Here is a 17,803-nt window from a genome sequence, read left to right as displayed (position 1 = left end):
GGAGGGGCCGGGCATTGCGCACCAGAACGTTATCGATAATCATTTTCATTTACCACCCCCTTACCGAACACGGATCGGAGAGACACTTGTTCCGCCCCACCGCCCTGCTGGGGGCCCTCGTGACCGCGACCGCCCTGCTGCCCCTGCCCGAAGCACCCCCGCTCCCGGCCCCGGTCCCGTCCTCGACCCCGGCTCCCCTCCGCTTCGGCGCCTGCCCCGCCTCCGTCCCGTCGCCGGCCGCCCCCGACCGCGTCGAGTGCGGGCGGATGTCGGTCCCGCTCGACTGGCACCGCCCCGCGGGACCCCGTATCGACATGGCCGTCTCCCGCGTCCCCGCCTCCGGCACACCCGCCGAGCGGCGCGGGATCCTGCTGGTGAACCCGGGCGGCCCGGGCGGCTCCGGGCTGCCGTACGCGGTGACCAAGCGCGCCAAGCTGCCGGAGTCCGTCAGACGGGCCTACGACGTCATCGGCTTCGACCCCCGGGGCGTCGGGCGGAGCACACCGGCCGACTGCGGGGCGATGGGCGGCCTGTTCGACAGCCCCGGCGCCGATCCGGTCCCGGTGGGCGCGACGGCCGAGCACGCCTACCTCGCCTCTCTCCGGGACCTGGCCGACGACTGCGCGGCGGCCTCGGCCAGGGTGCTGCCGTATCTCTCGACCGAGCAGACGGCGTACGACATGGACGCGCTCCGGGCCGCGCTGGGCGAGCGGCGCACGAACTTCCTCGGGGTGTCGTACGGCAGTTATCTCGGCGCGGCCTACGCGGCGCGATTCCCGGGGCGCACCGGGCACTTGGTGCTCGACAGCGTGGTCGGACCCTGGAGCTGGTACGACTTCGACGTGCTCCAGAGCCGGGCGCTGCTGCGGGCCCGGGACACCTTCTTCGGCTGGGCGGCCGGGCACCCGGAGCGCTTCGGGCTCGGCGGGAGCGCGGGCGCCGTACGGGAGTCGTATCTGCAGGTGCGCGAGGGGCTGGCCGCGCAGCCGGTGGCCGGACCCGGCGGATTCGGGCCCGCGGAGTTCGACCGTGCCGTGTACCGGGCCCTGGGCCGTACCGAGCGCTGGGCCGGGCTGGCCGACGGGCTGCGCGGCTATCTGGCCGACGGCTCCGTGGCCGGACTGCGGCCCGGTTCCGCCTTCGACAGCGCCGACTCCCGCAACTACGAGGCGGCCAACCGCATCGTGAAGTGCGCGGACGGGCCCGGGCCGGGCGCCGGGGAGATCGTGGCCGACCTGCGCCGCACCCGCCGTGTCGACGCGCAGCCCGTCCTGACCGGCATGGAGGCCGCCGCCTGCGCCTACTGGCACCACCGCCCGGCCCGGCGCACCCGGCCCGGCGGCCCGGACACCCCGCCCGTGCTGCTGGTCGCCTCCGCGCACGATCCCGTCACCCCGGTCGAGGGGGCCCGCGCACTGCGTGAACTGCTGCCCGGTTCAAGGCTGGTGACCCTCGACGACGACTACTCGCACGGGGTGTTCGCCAGTCGCGGCAACGGATGCGTGGACGGGACGGTGGCCGCGTACCTCCTCGACGGGACCGTCCCGGCGGCGGACGTGCGGTGTGCGGGGCCGGGGCTGCCCGCGGTGTCCTGAGCGCACGACGGCCTCCCCCGGCGCGCGGTGCGCCGGGGGAGGCCGGGGAGCCGGGTCAGCAGGTGGCCACGCCGGGCAGCCACTCCGGGCCCTTGATGTAGATGACGGTCATCCACGAACCGTCGGTCAGCTTCGCCCAGGCGTCGTTGGTGTAGCCCTCGGCCGTCACCGTCTGGGCGTGCGCCTGGCAGACGACGTTGACCGTGGTCGGCTGCGCGAAGTAGTCGACCACACCGGCGTTGACGTTGGGCTCGCTGTGGGTGCGCACCCCGGTGCCCCAGGTCTGGAACGCCTTGCTGCCGCCGGACGGGGGCGGGGTGCTGCTGCCGCCGCAGTCCGGGATGCCGGGCAGCCAGGCCGGGCCCTTGATGTAGATGACGGTCATCCACGAACCGTCGGCGAGCTTGGCCCAGGCGTCGTTGGTGTAGCCCTCGGCGGTCACGGTCTCCGCGTGCTGCTGGCACTGCACCGACACCTGGGTCGGTCCGGGGAAGGTGTCCACGGTCGCGGAGCCCACGCTCGGGGAGCGGTGGGTGCGCACTGCGGTGCCCCAGGTCTCGAAGACCGTGCCGCCGTTGGCGGGCGGCGGGATCGGGGTGCCGGAGCCGTTGATGCGCACGGCGCCCGCGTAGTCGCCGCCGGTGCGCACGGGCGCGACCCTGATGTGGGTGCCCGACTCGTAGGCCTCGACCATCTGGCCGTTGCCCAGGTACATGGCCACGTGGTGGATGTGCCCGCTGCCCCAGAACATCAGGTCGCCCGGCAGCAGCGGGGCGGTGCCCTGGCCGGCGGAGAACCGGGCCGAGGCCTGCGAGGTGTGGTACTGGTCGTCGGCCGTGCCGTTGAGCAGGTCCTTGCCGGTCGCCCGGTAGTAGGCGTACCGCATCAGGCCCGAGCAGTCGAAGCCCTTGCGCTCGTTGTCGTGGAGGCTGTCCGGGTCGGAGCCGTCGTAGTAGCCGTAGCTGGCGCCGGGCGTGGCCGCGTGGCCGCCGCCCCAGCTGTACCAGACGCCGATCTGCGAACAGGCCGCGTCCACGGCGGCCTGCGCGGTGGCCGAGGCACCGGACGCGAGGACACCGCAGGTGGCGTCGGCGGCGGCCGGGGCGGCCTGTGCCGGGGCGGAGAAGAAGGCGGTGAGGGCCAGGGCCGAGGCGCCCAGGATCGCGCCGCTGGTCCGGCGGCGCGTGCTGTTGGTCTGCAAGGGACTCTTCCTTCGTCGACGTGGTGAAAAGACACAGGGAGACGTACGAGGGAGACGTACGGCGGTGGCACACCCCACCCCCGTGAGGGTGTGCCACCCGGCTAATGGGGAAGCGCTGCCCGCATCTTGGCCAGGCCGCGCAGGCGGTTGCGCTGGACCGTGCCGCGGTGGGCGCCGAGGCGTTCCCCGGCCGTGTCGTGGGTGAGTCCCTCCAGGTCCACGAGGATCACCGCGGCCGCCTCCTTCTCGGAGAGCATGCTCAGCAGGGCGAGCGCCGTGGCGGAGGCCTCGTAGGAGGCGAGTCCGCCGTCCCAGCCGGCTTCCGGCAGCTGGTCCGTGGTGCGTTCGCGCCGGGAGGGATGCTGCCAGGAGTCGCGGAGCAGGTTGAGGGCGACGGCACAGGTGTAGGCGTACGGATGCTGCTGCCGCGTCAGACTCTGGGAGCGGGCCCGCCGGGAGAGCCGCAGATAGGTCTCCTGGAGCAGGTCGTCGGCGTCGTGCGGGTTCCCCGTCATGGCCAGGAGCCGTCTTCGCAGCCGGGGCATGTCGGCCGTGAACGACTCGTCGAAGTCTCCCGGGCTCATCCGGTGGTCGGTCTGGCGCGGTGGTGGACAGGTGGTGTGACTCTGGTCCATTCGTTCCCCCTTGCGGTGATGCGGTGTCGTGGTGAGCCCCGCGGTGCCTCGCACGGCAGCCTGTGGGTACGGCGTCCCGCGCCGGTGGTCAGTCCGGCGGGCGGGGTGGGTCCGCGGGGCCGTAGCGGGCGGCGGGTACGCGGCGCAGCAGGGCCCAGTACCGGTCGCCGTACGACCAGTGCCACCACTCGGTCGGGTAGTTGACGAATCCGGTCGCGGTGAGCGCCCGGCCCAGCAGGGCCCGGTACTCGCGCGCCTCGGCGCCGATACCGGGCGCGTGGGTGCGGCAGGCGCCCTCGCTCTCCTCCGGGGTGGCGTTGACCTCGGTGCCGAGCGGCAGTTCCCGGCCCGTGTGGTCGCACAGGGTCAGGTCGACCGCCCCGCCGCTGACGTGCGGAGCGACCTCCGGCGGGGAGATGTACGCGCTCGCCAGCTCCCGGATCCGCTCCGGACCCGCGTCCGGGTGGGCCCGCCGCAGGGTGGCCGCGTACTCCTCGAAGTAGCGGCGTTGCAGCGCCGGCGGCCGCCACCCCTCCACCACCAGCAGCCGGATCCCCGTGGGCAGCAGCCGCTGCGCCCTGACGAGCCGTTGCAGCGCGCCGGCCCGCAGATACGCGTAGCTGCCCTCGTCGTCGGCCTGCCGGGAGTCGAGCAGCAGCTGCCCGTCCTCCCGCAGGTCGACGAGCGGCTCCCCGCACTCGTCCTGCGCGACCGCGGCGACCCGGGGATCGGCGAGCGTGATGATGTCTGTCACGGGAAGAGCGTCTCGGACCCGGATGCAATTGCTCTGCAGATCGCCTGCAAGCGCCGGACCAGGGTCCTGCAGGGCTGTTGCAGCACGCCGTCCACGGTGTGGCGCGCTTGGCGTTCCGGTGGCCAGCAGGTGGAGTTCGGCTGGAGTACACGCTGTTTCAACACCGTTTGGCCAGAGTTCCGCCTCGTGCCTACCTCACTCTCGCGTACCGGCGTCGCCTCCCTGGGCGCCGCGGCCATGACGCTTTCAGGACTGCTCGTCACGGGGGTGGTCGTCGCGCAGCCCGCGGCCGCCGCGGACCCGTCCGGCTACCAGAACGTTCGGATCAACGAGGTCACCTCGTCGAACAGTGACACGGTGGAGCTGTACAACTCCGGCTCGGCCGCGGTGAGCGTCAGCGGCTGGAAGATGTCGGACGACAGCTTCTCGGCGCAGTCGTTCAGCCCGTCGGCCTCCAGCATCCCGGCGGGCGGCTTCGTCACCTTCGACTCGCCCAAGGGTCTGGGCGACTCGGACAAGCTGGTGGTCTACACGTCCGGCGGCACGGTGGTCGACCGCGTCGACTGGGCCGGCGACAAGGCGAAGCCGGCGATGGCGCGCTGCGGCGGCGACGGCACCGGGGCGTGGGTGACCACGACGACGGCCACGTTCGGCGCCGCGAACTCCGGCGGCTGCCCGGCGTCGGTCCCGGCCGCGAGCCGGGTGCGGATCAACGAGGTCACCTCGAACGGCTCGGACACCGTGGAGCTGTACAACGGCGGCACGAGCGCGGTGAGCGTCGGCTCGTGGAAGTACACCGACGGCGACACCGGCCACTCGCCGGTCTCGGTGTCGTCGTCCTCGCCGAGCGCGACCAGCATTCCCGCGGGCGGCTACGTCACCTTCGACTCCTCGCTGGGACTGGGCGACAACGACTCACTCTTCCTCCTCGACGGCAGCGGCGACACCGTCGACTCGGTGACCTGGGCGGCCGACGGCGCCAAGCCGTCGGACGAGCGCTGCGCCAACGGCACCGGCTGGTTCCGCACCGCCACGACCGCGACCCTCGGCAGCGCGAACTCCTGCTCGGGCAGCGGCGGTGGCGGCGGTCAGACCGGCCAACTGCTGGGCGGTGGCGGCTCGCTCACCAGCGGCTGCGCCCCCGAGGCACCTTCCGGCACGGGCGCCACGCCTGCGGGCACCCTGGCGTGGCCGGGCGGCCTGGACGTGACGATCGCCGACAACGTGTGCGCGTTCACCACAACCACCGGGCCCGAGGGCCGCGACCTCAGCGGTCTGGCGTTCGACCCGGCGAACCCGTCGGTGCTGTGGGCCGCGAAGAACAAGAACTGGCTGTTCAAGCTGGTCAAGAGCAACGGCAAGTGGGTCCCGGACGCGTCCTGGAGCGCGACCGGCAAGCAGATCCGCTTCGCGGGCGGCTCCGGCGAGCCGGACTCCGAGGGCCTGACGGTCGGCGCGAACGGCCATGTCTACGTGACCTCCGAGCGGGACAACGCCGACAACACGGTCCCCAAGGACACGGTCATGGAGTTCGACCCGGCCGCGACCGGCTCGACCCTCACGCCGGTCCACCAGTGGGACATGACCGCGCAGTTCCCGCAGCTCGACACCGGCGACAAGGACGACGCCAACCTGGGCTTCGAGGGCGTCGGTTACGTCCCGGACAGCTGGCTGACCGCGAACGGCTGGGTCGACCCGCGCACCGGCGCCGCCTACAACCCGGCGAACTACCCGCTGCACGGCTCGGGTCTGTTCTTCGCCGGCCTGGAGTGGGACGGCTCGCTGCACGTGTACGGCCTCAACTCCGACGGTACGTTCACCACGTTCGGCACCGTCGCCACCGGCAAGGCCTCGGTGATGGACGTGACGTTCGACGCCGGGACTCAGCGTCTCGTCGCGACCTGCGACAACACCTGCGGTGAGACGCACACCTTCCTGAAGGTCGGCACGGCCGGCGCGATCGTTCCGGACGTGACGTACACCAACCCGGCCGTCATGCCGGCCGACAACCTGGAGGGCTTCGCCCTCGCGCCGGCGTCGACCTGCGTCAACGGCTTCCGCGAGGCGGTCTGGTCCGACGACGGCGTCTACGGCTTCGGCTCCGGCAGCTCCTCCTACGGCCACGCCCTCTACAGCGGCACCTTCCCCTGCTGATTCCGCGCGGCGCGGAAGACGGCAGCCGTGCAGGGCGACTCCCAGGTGAGGCGCCCCGCACGGCGGACGGCGAGAGCGGACAGGGGCGTGCGCGTCCTCTCGGCCAGAGCTGCCTCAGCCCTCCGAGAAATCCCCGCGCTCCCGTGCCTCCCTCGCCCCCAACTCCCGGAACACACCCATCGCTTCGGCCCGCGCGGCGGAGGCCACCTCCGCCTCGCCGTCGGCCTCCCGCACCTCCGCCAGGTCCCAGAGCGTCCGTGCCCGCCACAGCGGCAGCCGCAGCGCCGCCCACGCGGCGACCGCCCGCTCCAACGGCTCCCGCGCGCCCTCGGTGTCCCCGCTCGCCAGGTGCCACTCGCCCAGGGTCCGCAGCACCAGCGCCTCCCCGAACCGGTCCTGCCGGTCGCGGGCCACCTCCAGGCACCGCCCGAGCCGTTCCCGCGCCTCGGACAGCCGGCCCTGCCGCAGCTCCACCTTGGCGAGCGACTGCTCGGTGTACATCACGCCGAAGGTGTCGTCGAGGTCGGTGAAGGCCCGCAGCGCGTCCCGCAGCAGCCGCTCTGCGTCGGCCAGAGCGCCCTCCGCCCGATGGCACAGGGCCAGCGACCGCAGGCTCAGCGCCTCACCGTGCCGGTCGCCGTCGCCGTGGTAGAACTCCATGGCCCGGGACAGCGCCTCACGGGCCGCGGGGCCGTTGCCCTGTTCCCGGTGCACACAGCCGATGCCGTACAGCACCTGGGCCCGGGCGCCGGGGTCGTCGACCTCGCCGTACCGCGCGAGGGCGTCCTCCAGGAGTTCCAACGCCTCGGGGAAGCAGGCCTGTTCACGCCGGGCCGTGGCCATGCCGACGAGGGCCTGGGTCGCGCCCTGCGCCCCGCCGTCCCGCGTCTCGAACAGCCGCAGGGCGTCCCGGAAGTAGGCGTACGACTCCTCGAACTGGTCCTGTTCGTAGCGGAGTTGGCCGAGCCCGGCGAGCAGCCACGCCTCGCCCTCCCGGTCCCCGCTGCGCCGGACCGCCGCCATCGCCGCGGTGTGCGAGCGGGACCAGGCGTCGAACTGGTTGTACAGCGCGACCGAGCTGGCGATGAGCGCCCCGGCGAGGTCGCGGGCGGCGCGGTCCATGCCGTGGTCGGCGCAGTACTCCACGGCGGCCAGCAGCCCGGCCTGTTCGGCGTCGAACCAGGCGGCGGGCCGGGTGAGCAGGTCCTCCTCGGCGCACGGGTCGAGCGGGTCGACGGGCCGTACGGCGGCCGGTTCGGGGAAGTAGCGCGTCGCGCCGCCGGGGCCCTGCGCGGCGGCCTTCTGGGCGAGCCCCAGCCAGCACTCCACGAGCCGCAGCACGGCCGCCGTCCGGTCCTCGGTGCTCTCCTCCGACAGACAGCGCTCACGGGCGTGTTCGCGGGCCAGGTCGTGGATGCGGTAGCGGCCGCGCCCGGTGTCGTCCACGCCGATCACGTCGATGAAGTGGCAGTCCACCAGCCGCTCGACGGCCTCCTCGGCCTCCTCCGTGCCGATGTCCAGCAGGGGCGCGGCGATCCAGGCGGCGAAGTCGGGCAGGTCGAGCAGGGCCAGGCGGCGCAGGGCGCGCTGCTCCTGCGGGTCGAGGTCGGCGTAGCCGAGCTGGAGGCTGGTGCGCAACTCCAGGTCCCCGGCGCGCAGTTCGTTGAGCCGCAGCCGCTCGTCCCGCAGCCGGGCGGCGAGCCGGCCGGGCACCCAGTGCGGGCGGGCGGCGAGCCGTGCCCCGGCGATACGGACGGCGAGCGGCAGCCGCCCGCACAGGGAGACGATCTCGGCGGTCTGCTCGGGCTCGGCGCGGGTGCGGTCCTCGCCGGCCACCCTGCGCAGGAGTTCGAGGGCCTCCTCCTGGTCCGGGACGGTCAGGTCGAGGTGCGCGGCGCCCTCCAGCGCGACCAGCCGGCGCCTGCTGGTGACGAGGACCGCGGAGCCGGGGCCGGGCGGCAGCAGGGGCCGTACATGCGCCTCACCGGCGGCGTTGTCGAGGATCAGCAGGATGCGCCGGTGCCCGGTGTGGGTGCGGTAGAGGCCGGTCAGCTCCTCGACCGAGCTGGGCAGGCTCTCCGGTTCGGCGCCCATGGCGCGCAGCAGCCGGGCGAGGGCGGCGGCGGGTTGCAGCGGGGCGGTGTCGGCGGCCCGCAGGTCGACGAACAGGCGGCCGTCCGGGAAGAGTTCGGCGGCGCGGTGGCCGACGTGCACGGCGAGCGCGGTCTTGCCCGTGCCGGAGCGGCCGGAGATCACCCCGATCGGCGGGGCGGTACGGCCCGGGTCGTCGACCCCGCCCAACAGCGAGACGGCCCAGTCGACCTGCTCCGCCCGGCCGACGAAGTCGGCTATGTCCGGGGGGAGATGGGAGGGGGCGGGCCTCCCGGGCCGCGTGCCGGCATCACCCGGCACACCGCCGGGCCCGGCACCGGAGAGCGGGGTGCCGGAGAGCGCGGTGCCTCCGGCCGCCCCGACCGCCATGGTCGTCGTACGGCTCGTGGCCCGCTGCCGGTGGTCCGGGTGCGGGTCCCTCTCGGGGACCGGCGGGCCGGTGCCGGTGCCGAGCGGTGCGGGGCCGCCCGGCCGATGGTCGGTGCCGAGCAGCGCGGGGTCGTTGGTGAGCACCGCCTTGTGCAGGGCCCGCAGTTCAGGACCGGCGTCGATGCCCAGTTCCTCGCGCAGCGCCTCCCGGCCCTCCTGGTAGGTGCGCAGGGCGTCGGAGACGCGTCCGGTGCGGAACAGGGCGGTCATCAGCTGGCCGCGCGGGCGTTCGCGGAGCGGGTGGGCGGCGACGTGGGCGAGCAGGGGGGCGATGGTCCGGTCCGCGCGGCCGAGCTCCAGGTGCAGGCCGAAGGACTCCTCCTGGGCGACCAGCCGCAGTTCGGCCAGCCGGGCCGCCTCGATCCGGGCGAAGGACTGGCCGAGCCCTTCCAGGGCCTCCTGGCCCCGCCACAGTCCGAGCGCCTCGGCCAGCAGTTCGGCGGCCTCGCCCGGCCGGCCCCCGGCGACCGCGGCCCGGCCGGAGGTGAGGAGTTCCTCGAAGCGGCGGGCGTCGACCTGGCCGGGGTCGAGATCGGCGACGTAGCCCGGCGGTCTGGTCCTGATCACCTCGGCCTCGCCGACGCGGGCCAGCGCACGGCGTACGGCGGAGACATGGGTGGCGACGAGGGCGCTGGCGGTCGCGGGGGCCTGTTCGTCCCAGACGCAGTCCACGAGCCGCTCGGTGGAGAGCACCTCGCCCAGGTGGACGACGAGTGCGGACAGCACCGCCAGGGGTCTGACCCCGCCGAGCGGGGCCCTTCGGCTGCCCTCCCACACCTCCACAGGACCGAGCAGACGTATATGGAGCATCGTTCCCCGATCGCCGTACCGCCCGCCCCACGGATGCGTGTTCGACGATATCGACGGGAGGTGCCGGAGAAGGGTGAGCGGCGATCCGTCGTGGCCGGTTCCGGCCGGTCCGTCACCCGAGGTCAGGGCGCTGATGGGGCTTGGTGCCGGGTGTCGGCGGGGAAAGCGTGCGGATTTCCCCTCGGGGGCAGTTGGCTGGAATTCGATGTCCGTGTACAGCTGTCCCTCAGCTGAGGGACAGCTGTACACGGGCGTTCGTATGAGTCGCCGGCGAAGTCTCCCGGGACCGATATTTCTTGTGCGCGGATGTCATACGGACGGGCCGCGAGAGGCGTCAACGGCCTGAAAGCACAAGCCGTTTCCATCGCGCCCAGGGAGTCGCCCGATGCCACGCCGGACCTTGCTCCTCCTGACCGCCGCCCTCCTGACGGCGACGCTCGCAGGGTGCGCGGACGGTACGTCGTCACCGGCCACCGCCCGGGGCACCGCCGCCGCCGACCGGCGTGTCCCGGCCGACCCGGAGCAGGCCCTGCACCTCGCCGAGCAGCTCCTGATCAAGAAGTGCATGGAGAAGCAGGGATACAAGTACTGGGTCGAGGAGCAGCCGTCGAAGGACGGGGTGAGCAGGTTCCCGTACGTCGTCGACGACCCGGCCTGGGCCGCCCGGCACGGCTACGGCACCGACCTGTACCGGGCGCGGCAGCAGGAGGTCCGGCGCGACCCCAACCAGCGGTACTTCCGGTCCATGCCGGCCGACCGGGCGCCCGCCCTGGTGAGCGCGCTCAACGGGGCCCGGCCGACCGGACTCTCCGCCCGGCTGCCGGGCGGCATGAAGGTCACCCACAGCGACCAGGGTTGTGCCTCCGAGGCGCAGCGGACGCTGTACGAGGACCTGCCCGCCTGGTTCCGGGCCACCCGGATCACCGACAGCCTGGGCGGCATGCGGGTCGGCATGGTCCTCGGCGACAAGCGGTACCGGGCGGCCGCGAAGTCCTGGGCGCGCTGCATGAAGGCCGAGGGCTACTCCTATCCGGGCCCGGCCGAGGCCCGTGCCGCGGCCACCAGGCCGGACCGGCCGTGGCCGCACGCGAAGGAGGTGCGGCTGGCCTCGGCCGAGGCCGACTGCGCCGGGTCCACGGGGCTCGCGTCCGTGGCCAGGTCCCTGGACACCGAGTACCGGGCCGAACTGCGTTCCCGCTATCCCGGCCCGACGGCCGATCTCGACCGCCTCAAGCGCGAGGCGCTGCCCCGGGCGAGGTCCGTCATCACCGGCGGCTGAGCCCCGGCGGACCGCCCCACCGACCACCACGGCACGGCCGTGGTCGCACCACCCCTTCCCCACACCCACCACCGATCACTCACTGCTGATCAGGCGTCACCAAGCGAAGGAATCACCATGTCCATCAAGCGTGTCCTCACCGTCGCCGCCTCCGCCGCGGCCGTCGCCGTCCTCTTCGCCCCGGTCACCGGCGCCAGCGCCGCCGAGTCGGGCTCGCAGGGAACGAAGTCCGTCCAGCTGGCCTCCGCGGACGGCTACCTCCACGTGTACACCCAGCCCAACGGCGGCGGCCGTGAGTGCAAGTGGGCCGGCAACTCCAACGACTGGGGTTCCTGCCGCAACCTGACCTCCGACATCTGGAACAACGGCTACGCGGGCGGCAACGACGCCGTCGACCTGTACACGGCCCTCAACGGCGGTGGCGCGCACGCCTGCATCAGCCAGGGCGACCGCTGGAACGACACGACGACCGGCAACTACCGCTTCACCTACGGCGCCGGCCTGGAGCAGTTCGGCAAGAGCGTCAACAACAACATCTCCTCGCACCGCTGGGTCGACTACTGCAGCCAGGGCTGACCCACCCGCGGCCCCGCCCCGGCACCCGGTCACGGGTGCCGGGGCGGACCCCTTTCCGTCACCGCCGCCCCACCCCGTGTCGCCCACCCGCCCGCGCTCCTTCGGCTGCCGGACATTTGAACGTCACACCGAGCGGGAACGTTTCCCTCGTCCCCTCTGCATCGCCTTGCCTCCGTCATGCCCCGTGCCTCGCACGGGGCATGACGCGAAAGGACGACGTGCGCCGTGTCCCTGCTTCCGCTCGAAGGTCCCCCGGGTCCGCTCCCCGCCCCCGCTCCGGCCCCGGCCCCGCTCCCGGTCGGCGCCCCCGCCGCGACCGGTTCCCGCCGCTCCCTGCCGCGCCTCGCCCGCCGCGCGCTCACCCTGCTCCCCCTGCTGCTCATCGGCGTATGGGCGGTGCTGGACTGGCGTGCCCTGTACGAGGGCACCGCGCGGCTCGCCTCGGCCGACCCGGGCTGGCTGCTGATCGGGCTCTTCTACACCTGCCTGGGCTGGATCTCCAACTCCGTCGTCCGCCAGGGCGCGCTGCCCGAGCGGCTGCCGCCCGGCCTGCTGGTGGCCTCGCAGTTCGCCGCCGGTGCCGCCAACCACGTCCTGCCGGCGAGCCTCGGCGCCCACGCGGTCACCCTGCGCTTCCTCCAGGGGCAGGGCATCGCGCTGGCCCGGGCCACCGCCTCGCTCGCCCTGTACGCGCTGGTCAGGCCGATCGCGAAGACGCTGGTGCTGCTGGGCTTCCTGATCACGCTGCCCGGTCTGCTGCGCATCGGTGACCTGGTCCCGGACCGGCGCATGCTGTTCCTGCCCCTGGTGGCCGCGGGCCTCGGACTCGGCGGCACGCTCCTGCTGCTGATCCTGGTCTGCCCGCTGCGCCGCCCGGCGGTCACCTTCGTGCGCACCGCCCTGACCGACGCCCGCCGTCTGCACACCATGCCGAGCCGCGTCCTCGCCCTCTGGGGCGGCGCGGCCGCCGCGCCCCTTCTCCAGGCGAGCGTGATCCACGCGGTCGGCGCGTCGCTCGGCATGACCCTGTCCTGGGCCCAGGTCGCCTTCGCGTACCTCGCCGCGAGCACCGCGGTCGGCTCCGTGCCCGCGCCGGGCGGTATCGGCCCGATCGACGCGGCCATGGTGTTCACCCTCGCCGTCTACGGCGTCCCGGTGAGCGTCGGCACCGCGGCCCTCATCGGCTACCGGGTCCTGACGGTCTGGCTCCCGCTGCTGCCGGGTGTGCTCTGCATGTCGGCCCTCGTCCACCGGAAGGTTCTTTGAACGTTCGCCCCATTGAATGCTTCATTCAACATCTCTAGCCTTCCAGGGTGGATTCATTCATCAACTTCAGACGTACGGCCGCCGCCGCTCTGCTCCTGGCCCTCGGCCTCGCGGCCCCGGCGGCACCCGCCGCCGCCGAGCCCCGGCAGTCCGCGCCCCAGGTCTGGCCGACTCCGCAGAGCATGAGCGTGGCACGCGGCCAACTGCCCGTCCCCGAACGGGTGGTGGAGGTCGTCGGCCCCGGCACCGACCCCTCGGCCCGCCGGGTGGTCGAGGCGGGACTCAAGGCCGCCGGGGCCGACCGCATCACCACGGTCCACGCCGGCGACCGGCCGCCCCCGTCCGCCCTCACCGTCTACCTCGGCGGCCCCGGCGAGAACAGCGCCACCGCCCAGGCACTGAAGCGGCTGAAGGCCGGTTCCCCGGCCGGCCTCCCCTCCGGCGGCTATGTCCTGGCCGCCGGCCGCAGCCAGGGCCGGGCGCTGCTCGCCCTGTCCGGCACCGACACCACCGGCACCTTCTACGCGGCCCAGACCCTGCGCCAACTCCTCGCCGGCAAGCATGAGTTGCCCGAGGCCACGATCCGCGACTGGCCCACCGCGGCCCTGCGCGGGGTGATCGAGGGCTTCTACGGCACCCCGTGGACACATGCCGAGCGGCTGAGCCAGCTCGACTTCTACGGCCGGACGAAGCAGAACGTCTACGTCTACTCCCCCAAGGACGACGACTATCTGCGGGCCCGCTGGCGCGACGAGTACCCGCCCGCCGAACTCGCCCAGCTCAAGGAGCTGGTGGACCGCGCCGCCGCGAACCACGTCCGCTTCACCTACGCCCTCTCCCCCGGCCTGTCGGTCTGCTACTCCTCCGACGCGGACGTCAAGGCGCTGACCGCGAAGTTCGACTCGCTGTACGCCATCGGTGTCCGTTCCTTCGCGATCCCGCTGGACGACATCAGCTACACCAAGTGGAACTGCCCCGAGGACGAGCGGGAGTTCGGGACGGGCGGCGGTGCGGCCGGTGCCGCGCAGGCGCATCTGCTGAACACGGTCTGGAAGCGGTTCACCGCGGACCACACCGGTCTCGAACCGCTGGAGATGGTCCCCACCGAGTACTCCGACCTCGCCGACTCCCCGTACAAGAAGGCCCTGCGGGAGCAGCTGGACCCGTCCGTGGTCGTCGAGTGGACCGGTGTCGGCGTCATCGCGCCCACCATCACGGCCGAGCAGGTGGGGCAGGCCCGCGAGGTCTACGGCCACCCGATCCTGGTCTGGGACAACTACCCGGTCAACGACTACGTCACCAGCCGTCTCCTCCTCGGCCCCTACACCGGCCGCGAACCCGGAGTCGCCTCGGCGGCGACCGGTGTGACCGCCAACCCGATGGTCCAGGGCGAGGCGAGCCGGATCGCCCTGTTCACCTCGGCCGCCTACCTCTGGAACCCGAACTCCTACGACCCGGACAGGGCGTTCCTCGCCTCGGTGAAGGATCTCGCCGGGCCCAAGGCCGCCAAGTGGCTCCGGATCTTCGCCGAGAACAACCGCTCCTCCCAGCTCGACCCCGCCGAGTCCCCCACCTTGACGAAGCTGATCGCCGCCTTCCGCAAGGCGTACGAGCAGAACAGCGGCCTCGACCGGGCGGCGGCCCGGCTGAAGTCCTACTTCGCCGACATGGCCGCCACCCCGGCCCAGTTGCGCGCCCGGCTCGACAACCCCGGGTTCCTCGACGAGATCTCCGCCTGGCTCGACAAACTCGGCGGCTACGGCGGCGCGGGCGGGACGGCCGTGGACCTGCTGCTGGCCCACAAGGCCGGTGACACGGACGCGGTCTCGACGTACTGGGCCCAACTCCAGCAGGACCGCAAGGAGTTGGACACGGTCCCGCAGCAGGTCTCGCCGGGCGTCATGGACCAGTTCCTCTACACCACGATGCTGGAGAACGCCCCCGACCCCGGTGTGGACGCCTCTTTCTCCCCCGCGTCCCTCTCCCTGAAGCCGGGAGCCTCCGCGACGGTCACGCTCGACCTCTCCGACGCCCAGGACAAGCCGGTCAGTTGGAAGCTCGACGTACCCGACGGCGTCACCGCCACGCCCTCGGCAGGCACGGACACCAAGGCCACCATCACCATCACGGGCAGGACGGAGGGCGTGCACGCGATCGTCGTCGAAGGCACCGGCATCCTCGACCGCGCACTCCCGGTCCAGGTCACGGACGGCACCGGCACGCCCCGAGCCCTGACGGCGAACTTCAGCGGCGCGTCGGTGAGTTCGATCGACCTCACTTCCGGGACGACGACGAACATCGCCGTCGGCGCCAACCCAGGCGAGGTCGTGGTGAGCGCGGACGGCCGTACGGCGTACGCGGCGAACCAGGGCTCCGACACGGTCAGCGTGATCGACGTACCGACCGGCAAGGTCACCGCCACGGTGGCCGTCGGCAAGGTCCCGGCCGGCCTCGCGCTCACCCCGGACGGCGGCACGCTCTGGGTCGCCAACTACACGGACGGCACGGTCCAGCCGATCGACACCGGCACGCTGACCGCGGGTACGCCGGTCCAAGTCGGCTCAGGGCCCGAGAACATGGCGATCACCCCCGACGGCGGCACCCTGTACGTGGCCAACATCCACGACAACACGGTCACGCCCGTGGACCTCACCACCGCCGAGGCGGGCAAGCCGATCCCGGTGGGCCCGAGCCCCTTCAACGTGGTGGCGGCGCCGGACGGAAAGACGGTCTACGTCTCCAACTCGGGCGGCTCGACGGTGACCCCGATCGACACGGCCACGAACGACACGGAACCGACCCTCCTGGTCACCGGCCAGGCCTACGGCCTCGGTCTCTCCCCGGACGGCCGCACCCTCTGGGTCAGCCCGAGCAACGGCGACACGATCACCCCGGTGAACACGGTCACCGGCGCCCCCGGCACCACGGTCAAGGTCGGCAAGTCGGCCTTCGACGTGTCCCTCGACTGGAACGGCACCACGGCCTACGTCACCACGGCGGACGGCAACTCCCTGGTACCGGTGAACACAAGCACAGGCAGCACCGGCAAGCCCTACACAACCGGCGCCTATCCACTGGCGGTTGCTCTGACTCCCGTACCCGTGAAGTAAGGGTCAGTCGACATAGGGGCGCGGGGAACTGCGCGACCAGCCCCCACCGGCCGCAAGTTCCCCGCGATACCCCAGAAACCCCGAACCTCAGGTAGCCGTACGCCGAACCCGCCCCGCATACCGCTTCTCCAACTCCAGATTCCCCTCGAACCCACCAGGCACGTTGGCCGACACGTAGACCGGCGGACGCTCCCCCGCCGCGAGCAACAAGCCGGACGCCTCGGCCACAGCCATCTGCACCAGCATCACCCCGGTCAGCGTGGACAGCGCCCCCACCGCCCCACCCCCCGGCAAGGACAACATCGCGTCCCCGACCGGCGCCGCGTTGTCCAGCACCACATCCGCGAGATCCACCAGCTTCTTCCCGCTGGAGTGCCCCGCGGGGACCGCCCCCGTGTGTGTCAGGGACGTGATGGCGAGGAGCTTGTGGCCCTGGGCCTTCGCGTGCAGGGCCATCTCCACGATGACGTTGTTGACACCGGAGTTGGAGATGATGACGAAGAGATCCTGGACCTGGGGAGCGGCGAGTTCGTACAGCCGCACCGCCACTCCCGGCTCGCGCTCCAGCAGCGGATCGTCGAGGACGCCCGGCGCGTCACCGCCGTAGACGACGAGGTCGGACATCTGGAGCCGGTTCGTGGGCACGAGCCCGCCCGCGCGGCCCGCGACCTCCAGGACCATCGCCTGGGAGTGCCCGGTGCCGAAGGCCTGGACGACGCCGTCGGCGCGGATGCAGTCCGCGATCAGCCCGGCGGCGCGGCGCACGTCCTCGCGGGCGGACTCGGTGATGTGACGGAGGACGTCCAGGCTCTGTTCGGCGAAGCCCTGGGCGCTCACTGACTCGACGGACACGCGACACTCCCCACTGATGGATTGAACCACCATTCAATCACCCATCGGTGAATCAATAAATCACAGGACGGTCCTGGTATTCAATCAGCGGCCCAAAGGGTGGCTGATACCTTCTTTCCATGCCTCCGACCGACGTCACCACCTTGATCCGCACCGAGCTGCCCCGGCTGGCCGGTTCCCTGCGGAAGGTCGGCGAGCTGATCCTGGAGGATCCGGCCGCCGTCACCCACTGCTCGGCGGCCGAGCTGGGCCGCCGCACCGGAACCTCGCAGGCCACGGTGACCCGGTTCTGCCGGGCCATCGGGCTCGACTCCTACCAGCATCTGCTGATCGAACTGGCCCAGGAGCGCGGCCGCGGCGAGGTCTCCGACTGGGGCTCGGCCGAGATCGGCCCCGACATCTCGCCCGACGACAGCCTGGAGCGGGTCGTCCAGGTGGTCGGCAGCGCGGATCTGCGGGCGATCCAGCAGACCATCGAGCGCATCGACCTCGACGCCCTGGAGCGCGCGTCCCAGGCGCTGGCCAAGGCCCGCCGCATCGACGTGTACGGCGTCGGCGGCAGCGGCGCGGTCGCGCAGGAGACCGAGACCCGGCTGTTCCGCATCGGCTGCCAGGTCCGCGGCTGGACCGAGGTGCACGGCGCGGCCACCTCCGCGGCCCTGCTCACCCCGGCCGACGTGGCGATCGGCATCTCCCACTCGGGTGCCACCCGCGAGACCCTCGAACCCTTCGAGATGGCCAAGGAGCGGGGCGCGACGACCGTCGCCATCACCACCGACCCGCGCTCCCCGCTGGCCAAGGCCGCCGACATCCGGCTCATCTCGGCGACCTCGGAGACCAGTTTCCGCACCGGCAGCATCGGCGGCCGGCACTCCGTCCTGATGATCGTCGACTGCCTCTACGTCCGGGTCGGCCAGGTCGCCTACCAGCGGGCCAGCGCCTCGCTGGCGCTCACCGACCACATCACCCCGCAGCACGCGGTGAAGAACCGCCGGGCCAGGTGATCACGGCTCGGAATGTATGGATGAAC

General features: G+C 72.6%; 12 protein-coding genes. 7 read left to right on the top strand and 5 right to left on the bottom strand.

The window, feature by feature from the left end:
- Positions 1–86 precede the first annotated feature (86 nt).
- Positions 87–1,595, top strand: coding sequence for an alpha/beta hydrolase (locus G3I78_RS01825; protein ID WP_164420927.1), 1,509 nt, complete (start codon positions 87–89; stop codon positions 1,593–1,595).
- 55 nt (positions 1,596–1,650) lie between these two features.
- Here the strand turns inward: G3I78_RS01825 and G3I78_RS01820 are convergent, their stop codons facing one another.
- From G3I78_RS01820 to G3I78_RS01810, 3 genes are all read right to left on the bottom strand, one after another.
- Positions 1,651–2,796, bottom strand: a complete 1,146-nt coding sequence (locus G3I78_RS01820) for an NlpC/P60 family protein (RefSeq protein WP_164420926.1) — start codon at positions 2,794–2,796, stop codon at positions 1,651–1,653.
- Positions 2,797–2,897: 101 nt separating this feature from the next.
- Positions 2,898–3,431: an RNA polymerase sigma factor gene (locus G3I78_RS01815; protein WP_164420925.1), complete on the bottom strand. Its 534-nt coding sequence runs from the start codon at positions 3,429–3,431 to the stop codon at positions 2,898–2,900.
- A gap of 88 nt (positions 3,432–3,519) precedes the next feature.
- Positions 3,520–4,185: a M15 family metallopeptidase gene (locus tag G3I78_RS01810; RefSeq protein ID WP_164420924.1), complete on the bottom strand. Its 666-nt coding sequence runs from the start codon at positions 4,183–4,185 to the stop codon at positions 3,520–3,522.
- A 186-nt stretch (positions 4,186–4,371) separates the two neighbouring features.
- On the opposite strand from G3I78_RS01810, the gene G3I78_RS01805 reads away from it, so the two are divergent.
- Positions 4,372–6,339 carry a lamin tail domain-containing protein gene (locus G3I78_RS01805; protein ID WP_343243626.1) on the top strand — a complete coding sequence of 656 codons (1,968 nt, stop codon included), beginning with the start codon at positions 4,372–4,374 and terminating at the stop codon, positions 6,337–6,339.
- A gap of 114 nt (positions 6,340–6,453) precedes the next feature.
- Here the strand turns inward: G3I78_RS01805 and G3I78_RS01800 are convergent, their stop codons facing one another.
- Complete coding sequence (locus G3I78_RS01800; RefSeq protein ID WP_164420923.1) at positions 6,454–9,690, bottom strand: BTAD domain-containing putative transcriptional regulator; 3,237 nt, start codon at positions 9,688–9,690, stop codon at positions 6,454–6,456.
- A 385-nt stretch (positions 9,691–10,075) separates the two neighbouring features.
- Between G3I78_RS01800 and G3I78_RS01795 the strand changes: the two genes are divergently transcribed.
- The 4 genes from G3I78_RS01795 to G3I78_RS01780 all read left to right on the top strand — a co-directional run bounded on the left by G3I78_RS01795 (position 10,076) and on the right by G3I78_RS01780 (position 15,921).
- The gene (locus tag G3I78_RS01795) at positions 10,076–10,969 is read left to right on the top strand and encodes a hypothetical protein (RefSeq protein ID WP_164420922.1); all 894 of its coding nucleotides are present in this window, start codon (positions 10,076–10,078) and stop codon (positions 10,967–10,969) included.
- A gap of 117 nt (positions 10,970–11,086) precedes the next feature.
- Positions 11,087–11,545 (top strand): peptidase inhibitor family I36 protein, encoded by a 459-nt coding sequence (locus tag G3I78_RS01790; protein WP_164420921.1) that lies wholly within the window; start codon positions 11,087–11,089, stop codon positions 11,543–11,545.
- 225 nt (positions 11,546–11,770) lie between these two features.
- The gene (locus tag G3I78_RS01785) at positions 11,771–12,811 is read left to right on the top strand and encodes a lysylphosphatidylglycerol synthase transmembrane domain-containing protein (protein WP_164420920.1); all 1,041 of its coding nucleotides are present in this window, start codon (positions 11,771–11,773) and stop codon (positions 12,809–12,811) included.
- Between the two features lie 47 nt (positions 12,812–12,858).
- Positions 12,859–15,921, top strand: coding sequence for a beta-N-acetylglucosaminidase domain-containing protein (locus G3I78_RS01780; protein WP_164420919.1), 3,063 nt, complete (start codon positions 12,859–12,861; stop codon positions 15,919–15,921).
- Between the two features lie 87 nt (positions 15,922–16,008).
- On the opposite strand, the gene G3I78_RS01775 is transcribed toward G3I78_RS01780, so the two are convergent.
- Positions 16,009–16,773: an SIS domain-containing protein gene (locus G3I78_RS01775; protein WP_164420918.1), complete on the bottom strand. Its 765-nt coding sequence runs from the start codon at positions 16,771–16,773 to the stop codon at positions 16,009–16,011.
- A 119-nt stretch (positions 16,774–16,892) separates the two neighbouring features.
- On the opposite strand from G3I78_RS01775, the gene G3I78_RS01770 reads away from it, so the two are divergent.
- Positions 16,893–17,777 (top strand): MurR/RpiR family transcriptional regulator, encoded by an 885-nt coding sequence (locus G3I78_RS01770; RefSeq protein ID WP_164420917.1) that lies wholly within the window; start codon positions 16,893–16,895, stop codon positions 17,775–17,777.
- Positions 17,778–17,803 lie beyond the last annotated feature (26 nt).

The sequence above is a fragment of the Streptomyces sp. SID13726 genome (assembly GCF_010548375.1).
Taxonomy (GTDB): Bacteria; Actinomycetota; Actinomycetes; order Streptomycetales; family Streptomycetaceae; genus Streptomyces.
The sequence above is the reverse complement of the archived record's forward strand: the minus strand, read 5'-3'. Positions and strand labels throughout refer to the sequence as shown.